This window comes from Paraburkholderia dioscoreae (assembly GCF_902459535.1).
Classification (GTDB): Bacteria; Pseudomonadota; Gammaproteobacteria; order Burkholderiales; family Burkholderiaceae; genus Paraburkholderia; species Paraburkholderia dioscoreae.
Genome location: NZ_LR699553.1, coordinates 1,063,506 through 1,089,234 on the forward strand (window position 1 = coordinate 1,063,506; position 25,729 = coordinate 1,089,234).

Genomic DNA, 25,729 nt, shown 5'->3' on the forward strand with positions numbered 1-25,729 from the left:
GTAGCGAGATTTTGCTGTGGCTTCAACACAGCTGCGGTATCGTATTTGTTGCCAATTGGCAGCATACTGGTTTGAGCCTGATTCGGTCGTTCGGGACGCGGCGGCGGTTAGAGCGCAGCGATGCTCGGGGCCTCGGCGACCTACCCGACATCGAGCAACGTCGATGCTCACGCAGAGCGAGCCGATGCGAAGTGCGTGTGCACTGCAGCATGCGAAGTCGTTCCCCGCAGGTCTGGACGAAACGACAGAAGAGCATAGGAGACGATGAAATGTCAGACGCTCTAAGAATTCTTCACGGAGAGTTTGGTCGCGTCGCACTGGTACTTATCGACAAGCCCATGGCGGTCCATGCTCATCGTGTGTGCCACATCATATTCAAGGTCGGCGGGGGAGCAATCGAATTTGGCATCAGGGAGCGGCAGCATCGCCTTGACGCCAGAACCGTACTCCTCGTAAATGCTTGGGAGCCGCACTTCTATGAGCAGAAACCCCTTTCGCCGCCGGCCACGCTTCTGGCGCTCTACCTGGAGCCGGATTGGCTTCGTAAAGTTGACCGTCGTTTCTCGCTGAGTGCACATCCGCGGTTTTTCAGCAGCCCCGGTTGCGAAGCGGAAGGCAGAATTGCAAGAATTCGTGACGAGCTGCTAGATATGCTTGCTGTGAGGGAATCACCTTGGGGGAGAATCGTGGAGGAGACAATCGTCGCGCTGATTGCTGAAATCACTGCGAAGGCTCAACCTTCACCCCACCTTTCGGCATGCGAGTTGATAGGAGGGGTGGCATTCGACGCACGCATCCGGCATTGCATCGAGCTCATGCAGTACACGAGTGGGATTACCGTTGATTTCGATGAGATTGCGCGTTCAGCGAACCTGTCCCGACCTCACTTTTTTCATCTTTTTCGCAAACAGACTGGCGTGACGCCGGCAACATTTGCGACGATGCTGCGCATGGAAGCCTCGATTGCCCGTGTCTCTTCGCCCGACGCCCCTTTGATGGAAATCGGCTGGCAGATGGGGTTCGACTCGCCAGGCAACTTCACGCGTTTCTTTGTGGCCCAACAGGGGTTACACCTAGCCAGTACCGTCGGAAAGTGGAGTTGGTCACTCCGATTCTCCGGTAAGGCATGAAAAGAACCATCCGGAAAGATAAGTCGACAGTTCAAGCGTCAGATTGCCACCTATAACTAAAAGAACCGGGCGACGACCTGGAAGTACTTCTTCCGCGGCCACCTTCGGGATGACCGATGAACAGTCCAACATATAGGAGACAATCATGGCCGGAGTGGGTAGCGAAAAGGTTTTTGAGAACGACAAGGTAATCGTGTGGAACTTCACCCTCGAACCCGGGGAGTGCACGCCCCTTCACACGCACGAGCGCGACTACGTGTGGTATGCGATTGCCGGTGCGCCGCTCCAAATCTACGACGAAGAAGGTAAGGACCTCGGGGTCTTCGACGTCCCCACCGGAGGAATCTTCTCGCTAAAGTTGGAGCACGGCTACCTGGAGGTGCTCTCGGAGATTGGCAAGGGCGCGCGCGTACCCGCGACGCACAAGGCTCTGAATGCCGGGCCCACCCCTTACCGCGAAGTCCTCATCGAATACAAATAGCGCACATCCGTTGCGACGATGTTGGTTGCAGCCGAATATCGTCGCGTTGCCGTGAACAGTTTGCGCGTTTAGCAAAAAACACAGAGGCAGCAAGCGCGGGCGGACAACTAAGAACGCCCGCGCAGCGCAACCGCGCCGCAGATGAAATCGAACAGGCGCTGTAGACGGCTCGTTCTGCTACCGCACGTGCGAGTGGTCACAGTCGAGCCGATATTCGGCAAATTAGAAAAGTAATTTCGCCAAATGTGAACACTGCTGTCGGGGTGTTCGGTGCTACTGTTGTTGCCTTCTGGTGTGTGTCAGTAGAACAGAAGGAGACGCGGAAGTGCTAGCAGATATCGAGAGGATTACCCATCCACTGGAGCTTGCCGCGAGCTTCAAGTCGGCCATGAGCCGGGGCGCATCTTCAGTAGCGCTGGTCACTACTGTCGACGAAAACGGCCGTCCCCATGGCCTCGCCACGACGACATTCCTCTCTGTGTCAATGAACCCGGCGTCCGCGCTGATATGCGTGAACCGTTCAGCAAGCGCATCGCCGGTGATTAAGGACAGCGGGGTCTTCTGCGTAGTTCTGCTGCAATCCATTCATGAGGAAATCAGCGCCAGATTTAGCCGGCCCGATAATCGAGACCAGCGATTTGTCCAAGGCCGTTGGCGAGCTGGACCTGCTGGATTGCCGTACATCGATGATGCGCCCGCGGTGTTCTGCTCCGTTGCCTGAGAGGTGGAGCACGGCACCCATACGGTCATCATCGGAAATGTACACAACGTCATCGTGCCAGAAGTTCGAGACCCTCTCGTTTATACGGGAGGGCGATACGTCGTCTGGATGCAGGTGATATGGAAAGTTGAGGGCAAGAAGTCAGATGGAATCGAGCGCGGTGGTTTCGCCTCCCCGCGAGGAATTAATCAGGAGACGGCATGCGCAACTGGGTTCGATTGGGTGGTCGCGAAGACGCAATTGCGAATGTTGTTTTAGTGCGAAAAAACTGGAGAGATGTAAATGAGTTGGGAAGCTGACGAGGTACGAATTCATGAGTTTGGTGGTCCGGAACAGATGCGTCTGGAGAAGGTAACACTTCGAGACGTTGGGCCGGGTGAGGTTCTTCTGAGGCAGGATGCCGTGGGCATCAACTTCGTCGACACCTATCATCGCCGAGGCCTGTTTCCGATTGGCGAACTACCGCGTGCACTTGGCGTGGAAGCCGCCGGGATTGTTGAGGCGGTCGGCGAGGGGGTGACGCGGGTCCGTGTCGGCGACCATGTCAGTTACCCGAGGTCGGTTACGACGGGTTCCTATGCAAGTCGCCGCATCATGCCCGAACGGATGCTCATGCGCCTTCCCGAGGGCATCAGTAATGAGGTCGCAGCAGCAATCAGCCTGCAGGGCATGACGGTCCATATGCTGCTAAAGGGTGTTCGTGAACTCAAGCCGGGCAACACCATTCTAGTTCATAGCGCAGCTGGTGGCCTTGGTCTTTTGCTGGTTCAGTGGGCGAAGAGCATCGGTGTGCGCGTCATCGGGACAGTCGGCTCGCCTGAAAAGGCGGAGTTGGCAAAGTCCGTTGGCGCAGACGAAACCATCCTCTACAAAGAGGTCGACTTCGCGGAAGCGACGAAAGAGCTGACGAAAGGCGAAGGCGTCGATGTGGTCTACGAAGGCGTCGGCGGTGACACGCTCAAGCGTTCGCTCGCGGTTATCAAGCCATTCGGTCTCGCGGTCAATCTCGGCCAGGTTGGCGGACCTCTGCCAACGTTGGACCTGGCAGACCTCGGCCCATATCAGTCTCTTTCGGTGTGCGTGCCGGGTCTCTCGCCCTATCTGAAGACCTTGCAGGACATTCAGGTGGCAGCGGATGAGCTTTTCGGACATATCCTGTCCGGTGCGCTAAAGGTGCACATTGGCGCGCGGTTCCCCCTTGCCGCGGCTGCCGATGCTCACCGCCTTATTGAGAGCGGCAAGTCAATGGGCTCTGTCATTCTCGAGGTCTGATGCTTGAGCGAGCTTTGTTCGCATTTGTTTGTGCTGTCACAGAGCCCCTTGTTAGAAGCCGAGGCAGAGGGCCACACGTGACAGCGCAATCGTCGCAATGAACGGCAATTTCGCATCAAATTGAGCACCTGCGCAGTGAACGCATCGATATATCCTGCCTTGTCAGTCACTTTCCTGCAGCTTGACGCCTGCGCTACAAGCAGAACGGGCTGGATGTTCCGCACACGACTAGACGCTGGCTCTGGCCTGCGATTCGCACGTGAGTGGAACTCCTCCTGAAGGCTCATTACAGCTCGGCGCCGCTGCAGCCGACTTACGGGCCAATCCGTGTTGCGAGTGGCCGCCTTCGAGGCGGCCACCTGCTGAACGAATCATCTTCGGCCGGCCGTCGCTACCTACGCGACGTTGCGGTTCCGCTTCGGTCCGTTCAAGCTTGCGGGCTATTTGTCTTTCGCCGAAAGTTTTGTGAATTCCTGAGGTTTGAGCACTACGCCACAGTTGGTGTAGCTGGAGACGGTCTCGTAGCTGTCGGGCAGCTCAGGAAAGTAGTTGACATCGACCTTCATGTCCTTAGTCATTGCATGAAGAGGCGGAAGGTAGGCAAGAGAAGGAAGGGCTTTGCCTTGGAGTAGTGCGATGGCTGCCTGCATCGCTACGGGACCTTGACCGGGAGACGTTGAAATAGATATCCCGGGAATTTTCTGAGACACCAGCGCCTTGACGAACCCATTGACAGCGTCGCCGCCGACGGGCGTTGCCGGACCGTTCGCTGCTTTGAGAGCGTTGGTTACGCCTTGGCACCCGTGCTGACAAACAATTGCGTCGAAATTGCCATTCACGGCGATGGCATCGGAGACGACTTTCTGAACGGTGCCGGTATCCCAGTTGCCGACTACCTCTGTAACCTGAATGTCCTTGTACTTATCCAGGACCTCGCGCGCACCAGCATGTCGGGCTCGGTCATTTGGGGCACCCGCCGGTCCACGCACTTCGAGCAATCGGCCTTTTTTTGTTGGCATCAGGTCAACGACCGTCTGAGTCTTAAGTACGCCGAATGCCTTGAAATCCGGAGTGACTCTGAACACATCGGGACTGTCTACAACGTTATCGAATGACACAAGTACTGTGCCCGCCTGCTTTGCACGCCGGATAACCGCGTCGAACGCCTTGGGGTTCACCGAATCAAAGACGATGGCGTCATAGCCGACCTGGATGAAACTATCGATTGCAGCGATTTGGGCGACAACGTCGGACCCGGTGCCGACCACTTTCAGTTCCTTGATGTTCTTTGCATTCTCGGGTCGGGCAACCCACGCCTGCGTTTCCTGAACCATCTGTGTGAGCCACGGAATGCCGCTGAAGCCATAGACCAGCGCCACCCTGTAGGGTCCCGTGCGAGCCGGGTACTGAATCGTGCCCGCGGACGCTGGCGCGGGGGTATAGCAAGCCGGCATGAAAGTTTCGGCGGCCGTCGCAATCTGCGGTGCCATTGCCGCTACGAGCGCAAGTACCATAGCGCTCGCAAATGCGTGAGGGGCGCGTCTCGTTATATGTTTCATTGTTGTCTCCACCAGTCTCATTTCAATTTACTTCCAGCAATATCGGTACGCACCTAGGGAATCAGGCGGTAATCACGTAGCCGACGCAAGTGGGAAAGAATGCTCTGATGCGAATCAACGCATGCACCAAAGCCAGCCTGCCGAATCTTGATGGTGCTTTGGACCATGTCGGTGCCGAAGTTCAGCTGACCGTCAAGAAATGGCCATGACACCAGCTCGGACCACAGTGTCGGCTTCAGATTGTGCTTTCTGATTGTCCGTTCCCAGAGGCTTGCCTTGTCCTGCATCTGTTCGGCAAGAGACATGGGCTGGGGCGCGGCGACCGGCATGTCGAAGAACTCTGCCACGTCAGGCCAGAGGTGCTGCCACCGGAAGTTGTCGCCGTTCGTGACATTGAAGATTTCATTGCGAGCGGAAGGAGATGTGAGCGCCCACCGCACGGCTTGACCGAGAATTTCAGAGTCTGTCGCCTGATGGAGTGCGGACCATGCCGCCAGGCTGCCTGGAAATCGCAACGGCACATTCAACTCACGACTGGTTACGGCAAACGCCGCGATTCCCATGACAAGGTTCATCGGTGAGCCAATGCTTGGACCGATTACAGCATCAGGCCGTAGCACGGTCCAGTTGTAACCCTGTGTCTGTGCACGAGCCCAGAGAATGTCTTCTTGGTCGTTGTAGAAAATCGGGCCCATGAAGCGCGGGTCACTTTCCTTGGCGGGCGATTTGTAGGCTCCGAGGTGTTCCGCGTATGACTTGCCACCGCCGATGAGAACAACAGACTGCAATCTCGCGCCCGCGATTCGAAGCCCTTTAAGTACGTTGCCGAGCATCGAGGCATTGGGCTCAACAGCCGCAGCCATCGATTCCCTCTCGGCGTATGCGCAATAAACGACGTCGGTCACGCTTTCAAGTCTGGAGCGGGCGTCGCTTATCTCTGCCGGGTTAAGCAAATCGATGCGCAGGTGGTCCGCGGCTGGGGCTCCGGCGAGCATTTGAGTTGGGGCCGCGCGTCGTGCCGCAGTCAGGACGGTCCAGTCAGTGTTTCGCATGGCGCTCGCCACCGCAGTCCCGACTACGCCGTAGCCACCCACAATGAGGAGTCTTCGAGCTGGCGCAGACCCTGTGTTCGTCGTCATGGTTACCTTTCTGAAGGTTAATTGGACAATGATGCGGATGGGTCGTGTTGCTCTCGCTCCATGCTATGCGCGAGGCTCTGCTCTGAACTACCTTGAACTTGGACTCGTTCTTACGCACGGCCCTGAGACGGACGATATGAGTGAACGAACTATGAGTCAATATTCATTTATGATTAGTGAGTCATTTTCAGGGTAAACGACACGCATCTCGAGCCGGGTGAGAGTCATCAGTTTTTATGAAATCTGTTTTCTGAAATCTCAGAAAATCAATTACCCGTCCGTCACTTATCCTGTGGCTAATAACGAGGCGAATAACATTGTTTCGATTTGCTTGGTATTTAGTGAGGCAATGAAATAATCGGAACGTCAGCGATGTTTTCGACGTGGTGCCTCCGGAGATAGGAGAGCATCCGGTGTGTCTGGGCGGCTGCACAGTTACCCGAATTTCAGACTATTCATACGTTCGAGGAGTGCCTGAGAGCACTGCCACCGCTTGTCCGTGTCCCGGATAAGCGGTCCGGCTTGATGCCTAGCCAGAATCAAAACGTACCGCGTAGACGGTCAGATGCTGGTCTTACATAGAAAGAGTAAGGAGATGAAATGAAACTTGGCATTTTCATGCAGCCGCTCCATTTGTCTGGGGCACCATATCACGCAATGTATGACATGGACATTGCGTGTGCCATTCACGCGGACAAGGTAGGTTATGACGAGCTTTGGATGGGCGAACACACTTCGCAGCGAACGGAACCGGTAACCAACGCGCTACAGTTTCTCTCGACACTGATTCCCCTTACCGAGCGCATCAAGCTCTGCACTGGCGTGTTGAATTTGCCACATCATCACCCTGCCCGCATCGCGGCGGACGCAGCCATGTTCGACCATATGTCGAAAGGGCGCTTCATTATGGGCATTGGCCCAGGTGGCCTTGCATCGGACTTCGAGGTGTACAAGAGCGACCACAAGGCGAGCGGGGCAATGCTTGCGTCGTGTTACCAGATGATTCGCGCTATCTGGAACACCGATGCGCCATACGACCTGAAGACGGCGCATCACGAGGTCAGTATCAAGAACACCGTTCACGAAGACTTGGGCGTCGGACTGATGCCGGTCCCTTATCAGAATCCGTTCCCGCGGGTTGCCACGTCTGCAATGAGTAATTTTTCGAGCACCGCGAAACTTGCTGGGGCGAACGACTGGGACGTCATTTCGGCCAACTTCAATCTGGCTTCTACAGTCGCATCGCATTGGCAGGCCTACACCGATGGCGCGCTGTCGGCCGGGGTCAAACCCGACCGCCGGAACTGGCGTGTCGCCCGTTCCGTGTTTGTTGCCGATTCGCAGGCCGAGGCCGACGAATACCTGGCCCGCGAAACCAACGCGCTGGCCACGTACTTCGACTTCATGGTCACTCACCTGAAGGCCATCGGTTACGCGAGCATTTTCAAGTCGCGCCCCGACATGACCGACGACGAGGTGAACATCGAGCACTGTATTCGCGAGATGGTTATTGCCGGCGACGCAAACTCGGTCGTTGAACAGCTGGTGGCGTTCAGCGAGAAGACCGGTCCGTTCGGAACGCTCCTGACCACCTTCCATGAGTGGGATGACGAGCCCCTCTGGCGCCGTTCGATGGAACTGACGGCGAAGCAGGTGATGCCGAGGCTGAGCGAGTACATGGAGCCCCGGCTGGCCGATAAGCAGCAGGTCGAGTACGCGCAATAGGTGTTCTTTCGGCCACCGTCGTAGCCTTTTCTGCGATATACCGAGCTGCTGCGGCGCATTGCATGAACCCTGCGTCGCTACCCCGGAACTCTGAATCGCATTACTTGTGAGGGACCGGAAAAATCTCCTGTTCTGGTTCCGCCGCTCGCGTGCACTCCAAGGGCACGCGAGCGGCTTTTTCATTTATGAGGCAACGTCTGTAAATGTGCGCGCGGAAGCCAACGAACGAGGCGAAAGGAAAAGTCTGGATAAGACCGTTGTCGGCCCTGGGCCATATGCCAACACGTTCATTGACCTACGCAAGGTCGGTGTCTTGCAGGCTCGTACGCATCAACATTCAGGAAATTTGTAATGACTTACATCGCCCCAATCAAAGACATGCTCTTCGTACTCGAAGAATTGGCCGATATCGCAAAGACTTCTACATTGCCGGGTCTTGAAGATGCGACTCTGGAAACGGCACACGCCGTCCTGGAAGAAGCCGCGAAATTCACTTCTGAGATTGTGGCGCCGCTGAACTTCGAAGGGGACAAGAATCCGAGTGCATGGCAGGACGGCAACGTCATCACAACGCCGGGTTTCAGGGAAGCATTTCATCAGTTCGCCGCAGGCGGTTGGCAAGGTATCGTCCATCCCACCGAATTCGGTGGTCAAGGCCTGTCAAAGCTGATTGCGACGCCATGCACTGAAATGCAGAACGCGGCAAATATGTCTTTCGCCCTGTGCTCATTTCTGACAGACGGTGCCATCGAGGCGCTGCTGACAGCAGGGTCCACCGAGCTGAAAGAACGGTACTTGCCCAAGCTCATCTCGGGTGAATGGACTGGGACGATGAACCTCACTGAGCCGCAGGCTGGTTCCGACCTGTCGCTGGTCAGCTCTCGGGCGGTTCCAGGCGACGACGGCACCTATGCGGTGTTCGGTACGAAGATTTTTATCACCTACGGCGAACACGACATGGCGAGCAACATCGTCCATCTGGTTCTCGCCAGGACGCCTGATGCGCCTGCGGGCGTAAAAGGTATTTCGCTGTTTGTCGTGCCCAAATTCCTAGTCAACGAAGACGGCTCACTGGGTGGGCGCAACGATGTTCGATGCCTGTCAATCGAGCACAAGCTCGGTATTAAGGCGAGTCCTACGGCCGTGCTGCAATTCGGTGACAACGGCGGCGCGGTAGGCTACCTGGTTGGCGAGGAGAATCGGGGCCTCGAATACATGTTCATCATGATGAACGCGGCCAGATTCGCGGTCGGCCTGCAGGGAATTGGTGTTTCCGATGCGGCGTATCAAAAGGCTGTGACTTACGCGAAGGAGCGTGTGCAAAGCCGTCCCGTAGACGGTTCATCCAGACAGCCGGTCGCCATCATTCACCATCCAGACGTGCGACGGATGCTGACGACCATGCGTGCGCTGACCGAAGGCGCTCGGGCGCTGGCGTATGTGGCAGCGGCTCATCTTGACTACGCACACTATGCGGCGGACAGCGCAACACGGGACAGCCACAGGGCCCTCTACGAGTTTCTGGTGCCCATCGTCAAGGGATGGAGCACCGAGATGTCGCTGGAGGTGACGAGCCTTAGCGTGCAGGTGCATGGGGGCATGGGGTTCATTGAGGAGACGGGCGCAGCGCAGTTCTACCGTGACGCACGGATTCTCCCGATTTATGAGGGAACAACCGCCATCCAGGCAAACGACCTGGTCGGGAGGAAGACGTTGAGGGACGGCGGTGCAACTGCTCGAGTCATACTCGAGGCGGTGGCGAAAACTCTGGCCGAACTGGAGAGCATCGACGCTGGAGAAGCGGGGAACGCCTGTCGTGCGATGCACGGTCGTCTGAAAGATGGACTAAAAGCATTGACGGATGCTGTGCATTTCGTGCTGGACACCAACAGGCACGACCCGAATGCGGTCGCAGCTGGCGGCGTGCTGTACCTGAAGCTCGCCGGCGTCGTACTCACCGGTTGGCAGATGGCCCGTGCGCTAGTGGTGGCGGTCAGGAAGCGAACGGGCGCCCCCGACTTCTACGGCGCCAAGATTGCGACGGCACACTTTTTTGCAGACTACATCCTGCCACAGGCGCCAGCACTCGCCGCTTCAATACTGAGCGCGAAAGACGGCGAAGCTTCACTTGCGCTCGCCGAAGACGATTTTTGACGGCGCCCAGGGCGCGTCAGACACAAGTGCACACGAGAGTTCGACTGGCGAAGGGTCGTGCAATTGGGCCCGCGCGCGTCGGAGGAAAAACGATGTCATTGGCGGTGCGGCATTCACCGGGTTTTGACCAGCGGCACGGTTGAAATGGAAATTTTGATAAGGGGCTCACCAGGCGCAGCATCGTTTTGAGCTCTGGAAAGGGTCTACGTCATCAAAGCGCTTGGGGCGACCAAAATGATTCCTCTCTCGGATGAGCAGTGGGGCTGCATTTCGCATTATTTTGAAAATCAACCAAAGCACCGTGTCGGCAGACCTCGGTCCTGCCCTCGCGCCGTCCTTAATGGCATTCTTTGGGTTTTGATTAATAACGAAAAGTGGCAAAATTTGCCGTCCTCATATCCAGCATCCCAGACGTGCTACCTGAAATGGCTGGAGTGGAAGCGAACTGGACTGATTGCCAAGGTGCTATCGGAACTGGGCATCGCCGGAGATTTCGACGTGAGGACGACGCGTCGATGATGGGTGCAGGAGGCAAGCGATTCCTCCACGCTAGCGGACCGATTTCAATCGGACTGAACCGGTCTGGATAGAAAAATCAAATTTTCCGAAGGCCACCCGTCCGCATCGACGGTCTCAAACGCATCCTCAGAATGACCTGACGGTATTCATGACCCCGTCATCCGGGAAAAGCCTCAGCCGCGTGGCTAGCGCGCGCCTCGTGTAAAGCTTCAGCATCCCCGCGCGATACTGGTTAATTTCTGCTGTGCGGGATTAACCGCCGCACGCACACCGAACACTGCCAGTCGATGGCTCCGCGCGGGGCCGCGCGGTTACGTGGAGCTCCTCTCATGTCTCGCCAACGACTCGTAGTCAGGCGGACTGCGCCATCAATTCAATGTCGTCCTGGGTGCGTCAAAGTGACGATAAGAGCGAACGAGCTCTGAGTCAATATTCATTTCGCATGGCCGACCTGACTAGAGGGTAAACGACATTGGGCGCAGCGAACGTTGCAGGCGGCATTCCACTTCATGAATAAATTGTTTTCGCAAGCCACTTGATTTCACTTTTTCTGAAATCTGTTTTCGGAAGTTTCAGAGAAAGGATTGCCTGTGACGTCATTTATCCTGTGCTTCACACGGCCTGAAAACACTTTGTTCGGCGGCGCTTAACAAAGGTTTCGTAAGACGAAGTGAGTAGTCAGGACGCGTGTTTTCAGTCGGGTATGCAACCTAGCGTAGTTCGGTATCCGAAATAAAATAGTCTGGTTTCTGTAAGTCTGATTTGCAAAGCAAAAAGTATCGCCCAGTGAGGTCGAGAGGTACGTCAGTGCTAGTAGGAAGGGCGGTTGGCCTTCAGCGGGACTGCCCGAACCGAAAAAACAGATGCAGCCAAAAGAGCTTGCGCTGTGCGGATTGAGAAAATATTGGAGACGAAGATGAAGCGTGCAAAGAGAGGTGGCATTCCTTTGGCGGCAGCAGTTGGTCTGGCGGTAGCATCGCTGGCCACGTCGCTGACATCGGTGGCGGCTGATACGTACATGCCAGCCTGCTACAAGCCCGCGCCGGGCGTCACAACGACGATTAAGTACCCGGCGCGCCCGGGCCCGTACAGGGTAGCACTGGTCAACGGTTATACCGGTATCCCCTGGCGTACCCAGATGATTCAGGAAAGCCGTGCGTGGGCAGCGCGACCGGAGAATGCGCGCAACATCAAGGAACTGAAAGTCGTTAGCACGGGAGCCGATGTCGCGGCGCAAATCGCGGCGGTCGACAACTTCATTGAAGCCGGCTACGACGTGATTGCATTTGACCCGGTCAACCCCAAGGCATTCGATGCAGTCATCCGCCGCGCAAAAAAGGCGGGAGCAATCCTGGTGTCGTTTGACAATCCGGTCGACAACGCAGAGATACTGCAGATTACGCCGGAGTGGACCCGCTTCGAGTCGATTCGTACCCAGGCCACTCTTGACCAGATGCCGGTCAAGAAGGGCAGACTGCTCGAAGTCCGGGGGCCGGCTGGCAACGCGGCTGACCGGGACCTCCATGCTGGTGTGCAGAAGATTGTCAGCAACTACAAGGACATTCAGGTCACCGAGGTTGTCGGCAACTGGGATACAGGTACGGTCCAGAAGGTTGTCTCCGATGCAATCGCCGTGAACGGAAACTTCGACGCGGTAACTTGCCAGTATGGCTGCCAGGGCGTCACGCGCGCACTTCAAGCCGCGCACAGCCCAGCAATCCCTGTCGGTGGCGATGCCGCTAATGGCTTTGTAAAAGCGCTCGCTGCACAGAAGCTTCCGGGTGTCGCTGTCTCTACCTCGCCTGGCCAAGGTCCGGTTGCCCTGCAGGCAGCGGTGGCGCTCCTGCAAGGAAAGACATTCCCGACCCGGGCGTATCTGCCGATTCCGTATGTCCTGACGAAGGACATGAAACCCGACGTCAATTATTTCCCCAATCTCCCGGACACGTACGAAACGGTAGCGAGCTACGTGGACTGCGGCATCTCCTTCACGCCACAGGAAGTCAACAAATTCCTGGCTGACAACAACTGAGCGTTCGGCTACGGATGTCGTGCTCGATGCGGCATCCATCAATTGATGTCACGAAGAGAGGTACATGGTGAATGCACATGATGTGGTTGATGGCTTCCTGCGCCTGGACGGTGTAACGAAGCGCTACGGCGGTACGACCGCCTTGAAGGACATCTCGTTTAGCGCCTCGCGAGGTTCGATTCACGCAATCCTTGGCGAGAACGGTGCGGGTAAAAGCACCCTGATGAAAATCCTCGCAGGCGTAGTCAAGCCTGACAGTGGAATTGTCACCCTCGGCGGCTCGCCCTTGAGTATGTCGACACCTTCCGACGCATTGGAAACGGGCGTTGTCTGCATATTTCAGGAACTGTCGCTCGTACCGCATCTGACGGTGGCTGAAAACATCTGCATCAGAAAGCCGCCCCGGCGCTACGGACTTGTTGACGGGGCACGCCAGAACACCGAAGCAGCGGCGGTGCTGGCGGAGATGGGATTCGAGGGGGAATTTAACCTCTCGGAGCGCTGCTCGGACCTATCGCTTTCCAAGCGGCAAATTATCGAAATCGCCAAGGCAGTCATTCAGCGTCCCCGTGTACTGATTCTGGATGAGGCGACTTCCGCGCTCGCCGCGGGGGATGTCAACAAAATCCTGAGTCTGCTGAGAAGGTTGCGCGAGGACGGTGTTTGCGTGCTCTTCATCTCACATCGCATGCACGAAATCGACGCGCTGGCTGACATGTGCTCCGTATTTCGGAGCGGCGAGCGCGTAGCGAGCTTCCCCGCCGGCACGCGGTCGCACGAAGACATCGTCAAGCTCATGATTGGCCGTCCAATCGCACAGGTCTACCCGCCGAAGCCGGAGGCAGCGTCGTTACACCCGGCTTATCTACGGTTAGCAGGCTTGAGTTGGAACAACGTACTCAAAGGCATAGACCTGCAGGTTCGCCCGGGCGAGATTGTCGGGTTAGGTGGCCTCGATGGGCAGGGGCAGCGTGAACTGTTACTTGCCCTGAGTGGCGTTCTTGCAAACGTGGAAGGGGAAATCCATGTGGGGGAGAGACTAGGGGTGCCCGCGAGTCCGAGGGCCGGCAAAGGAAAGGAGTTCCAGCTCGCCTTCGTCCCTGAAGAGCGCAAGACCGAGGGTCTGTTCATCCGTCGCTCGGTGGCCGATAACCTTAGCGTCGCCGCGCTCAGTCGGTTCACCCGGCGCGGCGCCATCAAGGACAAGGCTGAAAAGTCGATGGTCATGGAGTTGGTCAATGCACTGCAAATCAAGGCGCCAGACCCGTCGTTGCCGGTCGCGACGCTCTCCGGAGGGAACCAACAGAAAGTCCTATTGGGAAAGTGGCTTGCGACCCAACCGAAATTGCTGCTGTTGATGGACCCGACCCGCGGCGTCGACGTCGGTACCAAGCAGGAGATATATCGACTCTTTCGCGACCTTGCGGAGAAGGGCATGGCCATTCTTCTCTACTCGAGCGATTACGACGAACTGATTGGGTTGTGCGACAGGGTCGCCGTCATGTACGACGGAAAAGTTCGTTCGGTCCTTTCCGGCGCGAGCCTGAATGAGCAGCAGATTCTGATGGATTCGATGAATCTGTCCAACTCCGGCTCCGCGCAGAGTCCTGCTTCTGTGTCACAGGATGCACAACTTGGGAGTTACGCGCGATGAAAACCTCAATGCCTTCGTTCTTGCGGTACCAGTCGCGCTATCTGATGGCGGGTGCTGTCCTCGCCGCACTGCTGCTTCTCTTCCTTTGCATCCACCCGCGAGGCGGCTCGGTGAACGTGTTCACCGCGTGGGCCAATCAGGGGGGCGGTCTTGCTCTCGTAGCGGTTGGGCAAACAATTGTTGTGCTGGCCGGTGGAATCGACATCTCAATCGGCTCCATCATGGCACTGTGCAACAGCGTTACCTCAGAGCTGGTTCAAGGTAGTCCGGTACAGGTCGCTGCTGGCATCGCTGCCGTGCTTGCAATTGGCGCATTGTGTGGCCTGGTCAACGGGATGATTATCGTGTTTGGCCGCATACAGCCCATCGTCGCGACCCTTGGTACAAGCGCTGCTTACACGGGCGTCGCGCTGCTTGTCCGGCCGGCACCCGGTGGAAGTGTATCCGAGGGCCTAAGCGACGCTTTGACGGGGGCCTTTGCAGACTGGTTTCCGACCTCGCTTCTCTACCTGCTGGTCCTCGTGCTGCTTTTCTGGCTACCGGTCAAACGTTCGCTGACAGGAAGAGCCATCCTGGCTGTCGGCTCGGCAGAAGCGTCCGCTTTCATGTCGGGTCTCCCAGTCGCGAGAGCCAAGGTCGCCGCGTACACGCTCGCCGGCATATTCGCCGCAACGGGCGGACTTTTCTTGGCACTTCAGACGCTCAGTGGTGACGCAACGACAGGCATGCCTTACACGCTCAATTCCGTGGCTGCAGTGGTGTTAGGCGGGACCGCCCTGAGCGGCGGTTCCGGCAGTGTCCTTGCCTCCATCGCGGGCGCATTTATCTTGCGCACAATTGGAAGCCTTATGTTTTTCCTGGGCGTACCCCCATCCGCACAACCGCTCTTCGATGGCCTTGTTCTCGTGGGCGCGGTGGTGGTCGGCGCGCTGGGACTGGTCGGCATTCGCAACCGGTTGGAGGTGTTTCAATGAACCAGAGCATTTTCCCCCGCATCTCCATGGACACATCGACCCGAGCTCTACTCATCGTGCTCACGATACTGATTGCGGTCGGTGGAATGGTGCATGACCAGTTTCTGTCTCCGCGTTATCTGTTGCTTCAACTTCAGAGCGGAGCGCTGCTGGGTATCATTGCGGCCGGTGCGATGCTGGTCATTCTCGTGGGCCATATCGACCTTTCGGTCCCGTGGACCTTGAGTGTCTCCGCCATCGTATCGACGGCGGTGATGCAGGCTGGCGGCGGTAGCGAGTGGGTGGAACTTAGTCCGCTGGCCGGGCTGGTCGCGGGCGCGGCCATTGGCATCCTGAACGGCTTCGGGGTTGCGTATCTGCGCATTCCGTCGCTTATATGGACGCTCGCGATAAACGCGATATTGCTTGGCGCCAGTGCGTTTTACGCGGGCAATGCAGTGGTCGCGAGCCAGCCATCACACCTGATGACAATGCTGGGAAGCGGAAAACTCTTCAATCTCGTGCCTAACTCGGTCCTGCTGTGGATTGTCTTTTCCGTTGGGCTGATGTGGCTTCTACGTCGCACAGTGATTGGCCGATACATCTATCTGGTCGGGTCCCGGGAGAAGGCTGCTTACCTGTCTGGCATCGATACTCGCCGCGTGGTCCTGGGTGCGTTTGTTTTGTCCGGAGTCTGCAGCGCCATCGCTGGGATGCTGCTAGCCGGTTACGCGGGGCAGGCCTATCAAAGAATGGGTGACCCGTATCTCTTGCCGGGTATCGCGGCTGTCGTCGTCGGGGGCACAAGCATTCTGGGCGGGAAGGGCACATACGGTGGGACCATTGCCGGTGTCCTAGTCATCACGCTCATCAGCAGCATGCTCTCCCTCATGCACGTCCCTGAGGCGATTAAGCAGATTTGCTACGGGGTTTTAATCGTGGGCATGGTCAGTCTTTACAGCATTCGTCAAACCACTGCAGCTGCATAAGACCTTGGGCCGTTGCCGGCGTGCTCAACGCCGGCATCCATCTCGCGTTGTTCAGTTTGGGTAATCGAAAAAATCCATTTTTCAGATGAAAAATGTAGGACTACGATTCAATAAAGAAAATATCAATCTGCTTGAAGGCGGAGACAAGTTCAATTGATATTGGGGAGGCGAGATAAAGATGAGCCAACTTCTGAATTCACAGGGAGCTGGCGAGTAGGAAAACATAAGGATTCTGGCGGTCAAAAAAAGCAATAAGGCTTGCCATTCAAATTCCATCAATGAGGTCGGAGGCAGACGTGAAGAAGGTATTTATTGCAGGTGCATCGTTTATGCTGGTAGCGTCGCATGCGTTCGCACAGAGCAGTGTTGCACTGTACGGAATTATCGACGAGGGCTTCCAGTACACGAGCAACACGGGCGGGAAGAGCACATACCAGTTGGCTGATGGGTCAATGGCGGGAGACCGGTGGGGCCTGTTGGGAAGCGAAGACCTGGGCGGTGGCTGGCGCGCGGTGTTTCGACTTGAGAACGGGTTCAACCTGAATTCGGGGACCTTGGGCAACGCCGGACGGATGTTTGGCCGGCAGGCATATGTGGGTGTCGCAAGCAACACGCTTGGCACGTTGACGTTCGGCCGACAGTACGACTCGTTCGTCGATTTCATCGCGCCTTTGACGTCCACGGGCGGTTACGCTGGTTGGGCATTCACGCATCCATTCGACAACGACAATGCGGTCGACACCTTCAGGGTCAACAATTCCATCAAGTACACGAGTACGAACCTCAACGGATTGACGTTTGGGGGACTCTACGGCATGAGCAACCAGACGGGAGGGTTTGCCAACAACCGCGCCTACAGCCTTGGAGCTACGTACTCCGCGGCGGCTTTAACGGTGGCTGCCGCTTATATGCGCATTGACAATCCCGGTCAAAACGCCAGCGGTGCTCTCGCCAACGACGATACGAACTTCACTGCGCGCAAGCAGCAGGTGTGGGGTGGCGCGCTCAAGTACGTATGGGCTTCGGCAAGCTTCGGGCTAATCTACACGCACACCTCGCTCGACCAGCCCACCAGTTCCATTTACGCCGGGAATTTCAATGTTGTCCCAAGTTCATTGAAGTTCGACAACATTGAAGCAAACATGCTGTACCAGTTCACACCTGCATTGTCGGCTCTGTTGATGTACACCTACACCAACGGAACTTTCGACGCTTCCCAGGGAACGTCAAAGCCGCACTGGCACGAAGCGGGTGTGATGGTCGACTACTATCTTTCTAAGCGGACTGACATCTACGCTCTCGGTGCCTATCAACGCGTAGCCGGTGGCCTGACGGGGACCTTCCTCGACAATGCGAACATCACCGGCGGCGCGGGGCCATCCAGCGGACGAAATCAGACCTTCGCTCGCATTGGGCTGAAGCATACGTTCTGAGAAAGTACCGCGTTTCAGGGCATCGCCAGGCGGCCCTGGATTGGCGATGTAGAAGACCGCGCGCTGAAGTTGTGGGACCCGTTCGATAGGGGTGGGTTCCCGTGATGTATTTTGTGAAGTCAGACTTCTGAAGTTGTGTATATCACCGAGGAATGCTGGGTGCTATGGTTGCCTGATGATTGAGGAGCAACAAAATCCGCAGTCAGAGATGACTCGCTGTCGCAGCGGGATGCGACGCGCATTGACGAAAAAAACCATTTCGGAGACGGACAACAAATGACGATGAAGCTTTATATTCAGAACGGCTCGTGCTCGCTTGCACCACAGGCTATTGCGAATGAAACGGGGCTTGAGCTCGAACTGATTAACGTCGACGTCCCCGCCAAGAAGTACGGAAGTGACTCGGACTACTACCGCGTAAATCAATACGGCATGGTGCCGACTCTCGAGATTGACCACGAGACGAAACTCTCTGAGGTGCTTGTCATCTCGCTGTTTCTGGCGGACAAAAAACCTGAACTGCGCCTGGCGCCGGCCGCCGACAGTTTTGAACGGTTCAGGCAACTTGAAATGCTCTCGTTCATCGCCACCGAGGTTCAGGCGAAATTCATCCCGGTGCTGCGCCCCTTTGTGAATGAAGAGGCGAAAGACCAGTTCCGCGCGCTGCTTGTGCGGAACTTTACGTCGCTGAACCAGCGACTTGCAGACGGCAGGGATTATCTGTTCGGTGCTGATTTTACTGTCGCTGACGCGTTCCTCTTTTCGATTGTGCCGTGGGTCGTGCGTACGAAAGTTGACATCTGGAATCTGAGTCATCTGGTGGCGTATATGGGCCGCGTCGCTGCGCGCCCGTCGGTCGCCAAAGCCATGAAGGAAGAGGGCGGCAGCGCTACCGGTTGGCGGGACCGCCTCCTGTGACACGGAGGCTTTCAGGCCTGTCCGGCGAGTAACGGGTGGTTCGGACAACGGGGGCGCGGTAACGCGCGGCCGGCTGTCCATTTCCGTTACCTGCCGTGCGGATATCACGGACAGGCCGTATGTCTTCACTATTTCCCTGTGGTTACCAGCTTAAGTGCCTCGGCCGCGAGCTCGTCGGTGTCGCCTGCCTTGCCTGTAATTTTCTCCCACCCTGATGCGTTCGGTACAAGGACGCCGCGTTGTACAGCGGGACGCGCCTCAACCATCGCGAGCCAGCGCTGCAGGTTGGGAAACCTATCGATAGCAACGCCGCCCCAGTCGTGAATGCGTACCCACGGGAAAGTCGCGATGTCGGCGATAGAGTACGGTCCAGCAATGAAGTCCCGCGTTGCCAACTGCCCCTCTAACACGCCGAACAGCCGCTTGACTTCTGCGTGGTAGCGCTTGATTGCGGGCTCAATTTTTTCAGGGAAGTAGCGATAGAAGACGTTCGCCTGACCCATCATCGGCCCGATGCCGCTCATCTGGAACATCAGCCACTGGATGATGTGAATTCGCTCTTCGCTGGTGTTGCCGAGTAGTTTTCCGGCTTTCTCGGCCAGATGAATAAGAATGGCGCCGGACTCAAAAATCGTCAGGTCACTGTGCTCCGTGTCGACGATGACGGGAATGCGCCCATTCGGATTCAGCCTGAGAAAGTCTGGCAGCTTCTGCTCTCCTTTCAGAATGCTGACCGTGTGAACGTTGTAGGGAAGTTCAAGCTCCTCGAGGGCGATGGAGACCTTCCAGCCATTGGGAGTATCGGATGTGTAGAGTTCAATCATGAGAACGCTTTGCTGATGTTTCGGTGCGAGGGGCAGACTTCGTCGTCGTCGGGCCGTGGCGGCACGTGAAGAAAGTATGGGAGAGGAGAGGTCTGGGATAAAGACAGCTGGAAGAGACTGACTGTCGAACGTCAGGCGCCAATGCGAAGCGGCGGGACGGTTCTCGCAGGCCTCTGGTCCCGCATCGTCTGGCGTGGCGGAATTATCGACGGACTAGCGCCGCCGGCGCCCCTCGTTATTCGGCCAAGGGGCGTTCGGCGGCCAGAGCGGGCCGAAGGTTAGCCGGAAATCGCCCCGGCGCCTGCCTTGGCAACCAGGGCATCCTGTGCGGCCTGCACGCCCGAGACCCCGACTGCGCCCACAACCTGGCCGTCGACGACGACCGGCACGCCACCTTCCAGGGTGCCAGACAGCGGTGTGCTCAGGAAGGCCGTGCGTCCACCGTTAATCATGTCTTCATAGACTTTCGACTCCCGACGGCCCAACGCGGATGTGCGTGCCTTTTCGGTGGCAATGTAGCCGCCAATCGGCGCGCACCCATCGAGCCGAAGCAACGCAAGCGGATGGCCGCCATCGTCGACGACGGCGATGGCAACCTTCCAGTCGCTCCGCTCAGCCTCGGCGCGAGCTGCCTCAAGAATATGCGTGACCTCGGCAATGGTCAGTACGGATTTTGTGAGCATGAGGGTGTTCCTGATAAGGGAGTGGGAATCTGTGTGCAAACAACTTACGGAAGCGCCTCTTCGACGAGCTCAATCCAATGCTTGACCGGACGCGCGGAGCCACTCTGAAGATGGACCTGACAGCCGATGTTTGCAGTCACAATCTGGTCGGGGTTGCCGCTTCCAAGCGCTTTCAACTTGTTGTCGCGAAGCGTCGTCGCGAGTTCAGGCTGGGTTATGGAATAGGTTCCCGCGGAGCCGCAGCACAGATGCGAGTCCGGGACGGCAGTGGTCGTGAATCCGAGGCGCTGAAGTATTGCCTCGGCTGACCCATCCAGTTTCTGGGCATGCTGGAGTGTGCACGGGCAATGAAAGGCCACGCGCTTATCAGTTGCTGCGCGTAGCCGTTCAAGAGGCTCACCCCTCAGAACCTCAACGAGGTCCCGTGTCAGTTCGCTGACGCGTTGCGCCTTGGCCTGATACAACGGGTCGTCACGCAGGAGATGACCGTATTCCTTGACGAAGGCGCCGCACCCGCTCGCCGTCATGACGATTGCCTCCGCGCCGGCCTGAATCGCTGGCCACCAGGCGTCGATGTTCCTGCGCGCCCGTGCAAGCCCGGCTTCCTGTGCGTTCAGGTGATAGTCCGTCGCGCCGCAGCAGCCTGTCTGTGGTGCCGCGGTTACACTGATGCCCAGTCTGTCCATTACGCGCGCTGCGGCAGCGTTGGTGTTGGGTGACAGGGTAGGTTGAACACAGCCTTCGAGCATCAGTACCTTACGCGCGTGCTTCGATTGGGGGCGTTCCTTCGCGGCATCAATTCGTTCCGGAATTTTCGCCTGCATCGCCGCCGGCAACAGCGCGCGCGTCAGACGGCCGACGCCGAGTAAGGTCCGAAACAGCTTTGGCCGGGGGATGACCTGGCGTAGTCCTGCTCGCAGGACTCGCTCCTGGAGCGGCCGGGTCACCCGGCGTTCGACTTCCGCGCGGCCCACATCGAGTAACGCGTGATAGTTCACGCCCGACGGACACGTTGTCTCGCAGTTGCGGCAGGTGAGGCATCGGTCCAGATGGCTCTGTGTCTTGCGGGTGACTTCCTCGCCTTCGAGCAGCTGCTTGATAAGGTAGATGCGCCCGCGCGGCCCGTCGAGTTCGTTGCCAAGTACCTGATAGGTTGGGCAGGTGGCATTGCAAAAACCGCAGTGAACGCAGGAGCGCAGAATCGACGCCGCTTCTTCTGCACGCGGCAGAGCCTGTGCGGCTGCACTAAGATTGGTCTGCATCAGGTTGTCTGTCCTTCAGAGTGCCGCGTACATACGCGCCGGATTGAAGATGCCGCGTGGGTCCAGCTGTCGCTTGATGCGCTGATGGAGGCGTAGCATGGCCTCGGGCATTGGATGGAATGGCTCAGCGTCTGCCCGCTGCGAGAACAAGGTCGCATGTCCGCCGAGCTGCTCGGCATCAGCGCGAATGACGGCGGCTGGTGCATCACTCTTCAACCAGCGCTGGGCGCCGCCCCAGTCAAGAAGCACGGAACCTGGAAGAGGGGTGAGCGGGGCGGTTTGCGGTACCGAAATCCGCCAGAGCGGGCGGCGGTCAGCAAAAAAGGGCAATTGCTGGTCGCGTAGCTCATCCCAGAATGCAGGCTCGAGGTCTTCTCCGCCAATCTCCCGCATGGCATTCGCAACAAGTCCGTTGCCGCCTTCCACCCGGACGTGCAGCCAGCTGTCCAGATGACTTGCACCTGTCACTGGCAGCCCAGCATCGCGCCACGCACGCAGCCTTTTCGGGATGTCGGCGGCAGGGAGTTCGAGCAAAAGGCTACGCGTGGCGCGTGGCTTCGGAAGTACCTTCATCGAGACCTCGGTGACGAGGCCCAGGCAACCAAAGCTGCCGACGACGAGTCGCGAGACGTCATAGCCTGCCACGTTTTTCATGACCTCGCCGCCAAATCGAAGGTGTTTCGCCTCCCCGGTGATGACACGGCAGCCGAGTACAAAATCGCGTGTCGCGCCAGCGTAAGGTCGTCGGGGGCCGGACAAACCCGTGGCGACCATGCCGCCAACCGTGGCCTTGCCGTCAAAAGAAGGGGGCTCCCACGGCAGCATTTGTCCATTTTCCGCCAACAAGGCGTCGAGTTCGGCGACGGAGGTGCCGGCGCGGGCCGTGACGACCAGCTCTGTCGGGTCGTAGCTCACAATGCCGCGGTGGGTGCACGTATTCATGTCGATACCATCGACTACGCGACCGGGAAACGGCTTGCTATTGCCGCCACGAATTCGAAGGGCTTTGCCGGTGCCTGCGGCCAAGGCAACTTCAGCGAGCAAACGCCGGCTGTCATCGAAGGAGCTATTATCGGGGTGCATCAGAATCGCTCCAGCTCTGGAAAAGGCACGGCGCCATGGTGAACGTGCATCGAGCCGAATTCGGCACAGCGATGCAGCGTAGGGATGTTCTTGCCCGGATTGAGAAGGCCGCCCGGGTCGAATGCAGCCTTGACGGCGTGAAAAAGCGACAACTCGTCAGAGCTGAACTGGGCGCACATCTGGTTGATTTTCTCGCGGCCCACTCCGTGTTCGCCGGTAATGCTGCCGCCGACGGCCACGCAAAGCTCAAGGATGCGGGCGCCCAACGCTTCGGCCAGGTCCATTTCCCCCGGTGTGTTCGCATCGAAGAGGATGAGGGGATGCATGTTGCCGTCGCCTGCGTGAAAGACATTAGCCACGCGCAAACCGTGTTCGACCGACAGGTCTTCGATGCCCTTGAGCACACGCGGCAACTCTCGTCGCGGAATGGTGCCGTCCATGCAGTAATAGTCGGGCGAGATGCGGCCGACTGCCGGGAACGCGTTTTTCCGGCCCGCCCAGAACCGCTGCCGTTCTGCTTCGCTCCCAGCCAGCCTCACATCGGTTGCGCCCACTTTGCGCAACAACGCGTCGACCATTGCGCAATCTTCGTCGACATCGCTTTCAGCGCCGTCGAGTTCGCACAGGAGAATAGCCTGCGCATCAACCGGGTAGCCCGCGTGAATGAAGTCTTCGGCTGCCCGAATCGCGAGGTTGTCCATCATCTCGAGGCCGCCGGGGATGACCCCCGCGCCGATGATTTCTGCGACCGCAGCGCCGGCCTTGCCGATATCATCGAATGAGGCCAGCAATACCTTTGCGCTTCGCGGTTTGACCAGAAGTTTGACCGTCACTTCCACGACGATGCCCAGCATGCCTTCCGAACCGGTCATGAGGGCCAGCAGGTCGAATCCTGGCGAATCGAGCGCGTCCGAGCCGAAGGTGAGCTGCTCGCCTTCTATCGTGAGCACCTCGAGTTTTTGGATGTTGTGCACGGTCAGCCCGTATTTCAGGCAGTGCACGCCCCCTGCGTTCTCGGCTACGTTGCCACCGATTGAACAGGCTATCTGCGACGACGGGTCCGGCGCATAGTACAGACCGAAGGGCGCGGCCGCCTGGGAGATGGCAAGGTTACGCACCCCGGGCTGAACACATGCTGTGCAAGCCTCAACGTCAACATCAAGGATGCGATTGAACCTGGCCATCACGAGGAGAATGCCCTTCTCAAGCGGTAGTGCACCTCCCGACAGGCCGGTGCCGGCGCCGCGCGCGACAATTGGGATGCTGCGCGCGTGAGCGAAGCGCAGTATTGCCTGCACTTGTTCGACGCGTTCGGGAAGCACGACCATCATCGGCGTCGTTCGATAAGCAGAGAGACCATCGCATTCGTAAGGGCGCAGGTCCTCCAGCTCATGCAGAATATCCAAATCGGGCAGCAGAGAGTGAAGCTCCGCGACGGCCCGCGTCTTGTCATAAGACGCCAGCGCGCCGTCGAATTTTTCGTCGTATTGATATGACATTCGGTATGCTCAATTCCAAGGCGAGAGCTTGGCGAAGCGCGTGTTGCGCCTCAATGCGATGCGTTCACTATTTCAGCGAGCGGCCGCCTTGCCCATCATTTCTGCAGCAAAATCCCTCTCGATGTCGTACGCGGTCCAAAGGGAATTTTCATCCTGATGGTTCATCACCGACCTGATTTGCTGACCAAGGGGATTCGCAAGGTTTTTACTGATATCGAGAGCCATCGCGATTGCCCGGTCTAGCACCGCCTGCGCGTCGGCGGCGAGTTCCTGAACAAACCCCAGGTCGAACGCGCGTTGTCCACTGACGGGCGAGCCGAGTAGGGTCATCGCCCGAGCCACGCCATGCGGGAGGTGCTCCTTCACCATCGCGTAGCCACCGTAGGCTCCAACCTTGACCTCCGGAAGCGCCAGGCGCGTGTCGGCCGTCGAGAGGCGGATGTCGCATGCGCCGGCCAGAATCATTCCGCTGCCCATGACCGCACCATGTAGGGCCGCAATGGAAGGAAGAGGGCTCGAAACAATCGCCTTCATCGCGTCGCGGACCATACCAATGCCGCGCATCGTCTCAGCGCAGGTAATGTTCTCGAACTCCCGAACGTCATTGCCTCCACAGAAATGCTTTTGCGGCAGGCCACTGAAGACGAGTGCTGTAGCCCCCTGTTTTTTTGCACTCGCGATGACGCCAGGCAGTTCACCCCAGGCTGCGAAGGACATTGCATTGACCGGGGGAGCGTCGAGGTGAATAACGGCGATGCCGTTAGCGAGTTCGAGTCGAAACATGGCGGGAGTCCTTGAGCATACTGATTGCTGGGAGCTTGACGCGGCCGCCCAGCCTGGCTGGCTGGCTGGCCGGGCGGCGTAGCGTTAGCTTGGTCTTAGTCCTTGCCGAAAACCGGCTTGCGCTTCTCGGCGAAGGCATCGATAGCTTCGGCGTGGTCGGCGCTGAGGTTCGTGAGGCATTCATAAGCGACACCGGCATCCATGTGTCCGTGGGCGAGCTGACGCAACGGGATGGTGTAGCCCGCCTTCGTCCACCGAATCGCCTTGGTCGCGCCCTTGCGCAGCTTGGCGACGATACTGTCCACCTTGGCATCCAGTTCGGCAGCCGGAACCACGTGGCCGATTGCGCCGAGACGCTGCGCCTCTGCGGCGCTTAACAGGTCACCGGTAAGCAGAAGTTCGCGGGCCTTGCCGAAGCCAATAATCTGCGGCCACAGGAAGCCGCCGCCGTCGGCCGCGTTCAGGCCGACGCGCACGTGAGGGTCACCGATACGTGCGGTGTCGTCAGCGACCGTGATGTCGCAGAGGAGTGCGAGCGTGGCGCCGAGGCCAACGGCGTCGCCGTTGATGCGACCGACGATGGGGATTTCGCAATCGAGCATCGCGTAGACGATGCGCTTGGCTTCCCATGTGACGATTTCGAAGCTTTCCGGGTCACGCACAGCCGCGCGCATCCACTCGATATCGCCGCCGGCACAAAATGCGCGACCCGCACCCGTCAGCACGATGGCCGACAGGTCCCGCCGGGCACCAAGGTCAATGAAGATTTTGGACAGGTCGGTATGCAGCTCGCCATTGACCGCGTTCAAGGCGTCCGGGCGGTTGATGGTGACATAGGCAACGCGGTCGCGAACTTCGAGCAACAATGCTTCAGACATGGCAATTCCTTTCTACAGTGACAAATCGACTTTCGGGT

General features: G+C 57.9%; 22 protein-coding genes. 13 read left to right on the forward strand and 9 right to left on the reverse strand.

Going from position 1 to position 25,729, the window contains the following annotated elements:
- The first annotated feature begins 269 nt into the window (after window positions 1-269).
- From PDMSB3_RS04795 to PDMSB3_RS04810, 4 genes are all read left to right on the forward strand, one after another.
- Window positions 270-1,130 carry a helix-turn-helix transcriptional regulator gene (locus PDMSB3_RS04795; protein ID WP_165185150.1) on the forward strand — a complete coding sequence of 287 codons (861 nt, stop codon included), beginning with the start codon at window positions 270-272 and terminating at the stop codon, window positions 1,128-1,130.
- Between the two features lie 145 nt (window positions 1,131-1,275).
- On the forward strand, window positions 1,276-1,611 hold the full coding sequence (locus tag PDMSB3_RS04800) for a cupin domain-containing protein (RefSeq protein ID WP_165185153.1): 336 nt from the start codon (window positions 1,276-1,278) through the stop codon (window positions 1,609-1,611).
- Window positions 1,612-1,936: 325 nt separating this feature from the next.
- Window positions 1,937-2,332: a flavin reductase family protein gene (locus tag PDMSB3_RS37635; RefSeq protein WP_197740207.1), complete on the forward strand. Its 396-nt coding sequence runs from the start codon at window positions 1,937-1,939 to the stop codon at window positions 2,330-2,332.
- A gap of 282 nt (window positions 2,333-2,614) precedes the next feature.
- On the forward strand, window positions 2,615-3,604 hold the full coding sequence (locus tag PDMSB3_RS04810) for a quinone oxidoreductase family protein (RefSeq protein ID WP_197740208.1): 990 nt from the start codon (window positions 2,615-2,617) through the stop codon (window positions 3,602-3,604).
- Between the two features lie 440 nt (window positions 3,605-4,044).
- Here the strand turns inward: PDMSB3_RS04810 and PDMSB3_RS04815 are convergent, their stop codons facing one another.
- Window positions 4,045-5,094, reverse strand: a complete 1,050-nt coding sequence (locus PDMSB3_RS04815; RefSeq protein WP_165185155.1) for a sugar ABC transporter substrate-binding protein — start codon at window positions 5,092-5,094, stop codon at window positions 4,045-4,047.
- Between the two features lie 122 nt (window positions 5,095-5,216).
- On the reverse strand, window positions 5,217-6,302 hold the full coding sequence (locus tag PDMSB3_RS04820) for an SDR family oxidoreductase (RefSeq protein ID WP_165185159.1): 1,086 nt from the start codon (window positions 6,300-6,302) through the stop codon (window positions 5,217-5,219).
- Between the two features lie 600 nt (window positions 6,303-6,902).
- Between PDMSB3_RS04820 and PDMSB3_RS04825 the strand changes: the two genes are divergently transcribed.
- From PDMSB3_RS04825 to PDMSB3_RS04865, 9 genes are all read left to right on the forward strand, one after another.
- Window positions 6,903-8,027: an LLM class flavin-dependent oxidoreductase gene (locus tag PDMSB3_RS04825; protein WP_165185162.1), complete on the forward strand. Its 1,125-nt coding sequence runs from the start codon at window positions 6,903-6,905 to the stop codon at window positions 8,025-8,027.
- Between the two features lie 351 nt (window positions 8,028-8,378).
- The gene (locus tag PDMSB3_RS04830; RefSeq protein WP_165185165.1) at window positions 8,379-10,181 is read left to right on the forward strand and encodes an acyl-CoA dehydrogenase; all 1,803 of its coding nucleotides are present in this window, start codon (window positions 8,379-8,381) and stop codon (window positions 10,179-10,181) included.
- Window positions 10,182-10,415: 234 nt separating this feature from the next.
- On the forward strand, window positions 10,416-10,700 hold the full coding sequence (locus PDMSB3_RS38400) for a transposase (protein WP_165185168.1): 285 nt from the start codon (window positions 10,416-10,418) through the stop codon (window positions 10,698-10,700).
- A 916-nt stretch (window positions 10,701-11,616) separates the two neighbouring features.
- Complete coding sequence (locus PDMSB3_RS04840) at window positions 11,617-12,732, forward strand: substrate-binding domain-containing protein (RefSeq protein WP_165185171.1); 1,116 nt, start codon at window positions 11,617-11,619, stop codon at window positions 12,730-12,732.
- A 64-nt stretch (window positions 12,733-12,796) separates the two neighbouring features.
- A complete protein-coding gene (locus PDMSB3_RS04845) occupies window positions 12,797-14,386 on the forward strand; it encodes a sugar ABC transporter ATP-binding protein (protein ID WP_165185174.1) in 1,590 nt (529 codons plus the stop codon).
- Window positions 14,383-15,360, forward strand: a complete 978-nt coding sequence (locus tag PDMSB3_RS04850; RefSeq protein WP_197740209.1) for an ABC transporter permease — start codon at window positions 14,383-14,385, stop codon at window positions 15,358-15,360. The genes PDMSB3_RS04845 and PDMSB3_RS04850 overlap by 4 nt, the downstream gene beginning before the upstream one ends.
- Window positions 15,357-16,328: an ABC transporter permease gene (locus PDMSB3_RS04855; RefSeq protein WP_165185177.1), complete on the forward strand. Its 972-nt coding sequence runs from the start codon at window positions 15,357-15,359 to the stop codon at window positions 16,326-16,328. The genes PDMSB3_RS04850 and PDMSB3_RS04855 overlap by 4 nt, the downstream gene beginning before the upstream one ends.
- 296 nt (window positions 16,329-16,624) lie before the next feature.
- Window positions 16,625-17,761 carry a porin gene (locus PDMSB3_RS04860; RefSeq protein ID WP_165185179.1) on the forward strand — a complete coding sequence of 379 codons (1,137 nt, stop codon included), beginning with the start codon at window positions 16,625-16,627 and terminating at the stop codon, window positions 17,759-17,761.
- A gap of 276 nt (window positions 17,762-18,037) precedes the next feature.
- The gene (locus tag PDMSB3_RS04865; protein ID WP_165185181.1) at window positions 18,038-18,679 is read left to right on the forward strand and encodes a glutathione S-transferase C-terminal domain-containing protein; all 642 of its coding nucleotides are present in this window, start codon (window positions 18,038-18,040) and stop codon (window positions 18,677-18,679) included.
- A gap of 128 nt (window positions 18,680-18,807) precedes the next feature.
- On the opposite strand, the gene PDMSB3_RS04870 is transcribed toward PDMSB3_RS04865, so the two are convergent.
- From PDMSB3_RS04870 to PDMSB3_RS04900, 7 genes are all read right to left on the reverse strand, one after another.
- Window positions 18,808-19,503 carry a glutathione S-transferase family protein gene (locus PDMSB3_RS04870; RefSeq protein ID WP_165185183.1) on the reverse strand — a complete coding sequence of 232 codons (696 nt, stop codon included), beginning with the start codon at window positions 19,501-19,503 and terminating at the stop codon, window positions 18,808-18,810.
- Window positions 19,504-19,781: 278 nt separating this feature from the next.
- Window positions 19,782-20,186, reverse strand: coding sequence for a heme-binding protein (locus tag PDMSB3_RS04875; protein WP_165185186.1), 405 nt, complete (start codon window positions 20,184-20,186; stop codon window positions 19,782-19,784).
- Window positions 20,187-20,230: 44 nt separating this feature from the next.
- Window positions 20,231-21,448, reverse strand: a complete 1,218-nt coding sequence (gene glcF, locus PDMSB3_RS04880) for a glycolate oxidase subunit GlcF (protein WP_165185188.1) — start codon at window positions 21,446-21,448, stop codon at window positions 20,231-20,233.
- Between the two features lie 15 nt (window positions 21,449-21,463).
- Window positions 21,464-22,531, reverse strand: coding sequence for a glycolate oxidase subunit GlcE (gene glcE / locus PDMSB3_RS04885; RefSeq protein WP_165185191.1), 1,068 nt, complete (start codon window positions 22,529-22,531; stop codon window positions 21,464-21,466).
- Window positions 22,531-24,030, reverse strand: coding sequence for a glycolate oxidase subunit GlcD (gene glcD, locus PDMSB3_RS04890; protein ID WP_165185193.1), 1,500 nt, complete (start codon window positions 24,028-24,030; stop codon window positions 22,531-22,533). The genes glcE and glcD overlap by 1 nt, the downstream gene beginning before the upstream one ends.
- 72 nt (window positions 24,031-24,102) lie before the next feature.
- Window positions 24,103-24,813 (reverse strand): enoyl-CoA hydratase/isomerase family protein, encoded by a 711-nt coding sequence (locus tag PDMSB3_RS04895; protein WP_165185196.1) that lies wholly within the window; start codon window positions 24,811-24,813, stop codon window positions 24,103-24,105.
- 95 nt (window positions 24,814-24,908) lie between these two features.
- Window positions 24,909-25,691 carry an enoyl-CoA hydratase/isomerase family protein gene (locus PDMSB3_RS04900; RefSeq protein ID WP_165185198.1) on the reverse strand — a complete coding sequence of 261 codons (783 nt, stop codon included), beginning with the start codon at window positions 25,689-25,691 and terminating at the stop codon, window positions 24,909-24,911.
- Window positions 25,692-25,729: the final 38 nt, after the last annotated feature.

What these genes read in the sequence shown, in the direction of transcription:
- glcE (WP_165185191.1), bottom strand. Translation starts at nt 22,531, where the DNA reads ATGCACCCCGATAATAGCTCCTTCGATGACAGCCGGCGTTTGCTCGCT.
- PDMSB3_RS38400 (WP_165185168.1), top strand. Translation starts at nt 10,416, where the DNA reads ATGATTCCTCTCTCGGATGAGCAGTGGGGCTGCATTTCGCATTATTTT.
- PDMSB3_RS04840 (WP_165185171.1), top strand. Translation starts at nt 11,617, where the DNA reads ATGAAGCGTGCAAAGAGAGGTGGCATTCCTTTGGCGGCAGCAGTTGGT.
- PDMSB3_RS04810 (WP_197740208.1), top strand. Translation starts at nt 2,615, where the DNA reads ATGAGTTGGGAAGCTGACGAGGTACGAATTCATGAGTTTGGTGGTCCG.
- PDMSB3_RS04795 (WP_165185150.1), top strand. Translation starts at nt 270, where the DNA reads ATGTCAGACGCTCTAAGAATTCTTCACGGAGAGTTTGGTCGCGTCGCA.
- PDMSB3_RS04870 (WP_165185183.1), bottom strand. Translation starts at nt 19,503, where the DNA reads ATGATTGAACTCTACACATCCGATACTCCCAATGGCTGGAAGGTCTCC.
- PDMSB3_RS04865 (WP_165185181.1), top strand. Translation starts at nt 18,038, where the DNA reads ATGACGATGAAGCTTTATATTCAGAACGGCTCGTGCTCGCTTGCACCA.
- PDMSB3_RS04815 (WP_165185155.1), bottom strand. Translation starts at nt 5,094, where the DNA reads ATGGCACCGCAGATTGCGACGGCCGCCGAAACTTTCATGCCGGCTTGC.
- PDMSB3_RS04875 (WP_165185186.1), bottom strand. Translation starts at nt 20,186, where the DNA reads ATGCTCACAAAATCCGTACTGACCATTGCCGAGGTCACGCATATTCTT.
- PDMSB3_RS04895 (WP_165185196.1), bottom strand. Translation starts at nt 24,813, where the DNA reads ATGTTTCGACTCGAACTCGCTAACGGCATCGCCGTTATTCACCTCGAC.
- PDMSB3_RS04855 (WP_165185177.1), top strand. Translation starts at nt 15,357, where the DNA reads ATGAACCAGAGCATTTTCCCCCGCATCTCCATGGACACATCGACCCGA.
- glcD (WP_165185193.1), bottom strand. Translation starts at nt 24,030, where the DNA reads ATGTCATATCAATACGACGAAAAATTCGACGGCGCGCTGGCGTCTTAT.
- PDMSB3_RS04845 (WP_165185174.1), top strand. Translation starts at nt 12,797, where the DNA reads ATGGTGAATGCACATGATGTGGTTGATGGCTTCCTGCGCCTGGACGGT.
- PDMSB3_RS04800 (WP_165185153.1), top strand. Translation starts at nt 1,276, where the DNA reads ATGGCCGGAGTGGGTAGCGAAAAGGTTTTTGAGAACGACAAGGTAATC.
- PDMSB3_RS04825 (WP_165185162.1), top strand. Translation starts at nt 6,903, where the DNA reads ATGAAACTTGGCATTTTCATGCAGCCGCTCCATTTGTCTGGGGCACCA.
- glcF (WP_165185188.1), bottom strand. Translation starts at nt 21,448, where the DNA reads ATGCAGACCAATCTTAGTGCAGCCGCACAGGCTCTGCCGCGTGCAGAA.
- PDMSB3_RS04830 (WP_165185165.1), top strand. Translation starts at nt 8,379, where the DNA reads ATGACTTACATCGCCCCAATCAAAGACATGCTCTTCGTACTCGAAGAA.
- PDMSB3_RS04850 (WP_197740209.1), top strand. Translation starts at nt 14,383, where the DNA reads ATGAAAACCTCAATGCCTTCGTTCTTGCGGTACCAGTCGCGCTATCTG.
- PDMSB3_RS04900 (WP_165185198.1), bottom strand. Translation starts at nt 25,691, where the DNA reads ATGTCTGAAGCATTGTTGCTCGAAGTTCGCGACCGCGTTGCCTATGTC.
- PDMSB3_RS04820 (WP_165185159.1), bottom strand. Translation starts at nt 6,302, where the DNA reads ATGACGACGAACACAGGGTCTGCGCCAGCTCGAAGACTCCTCATTGTG.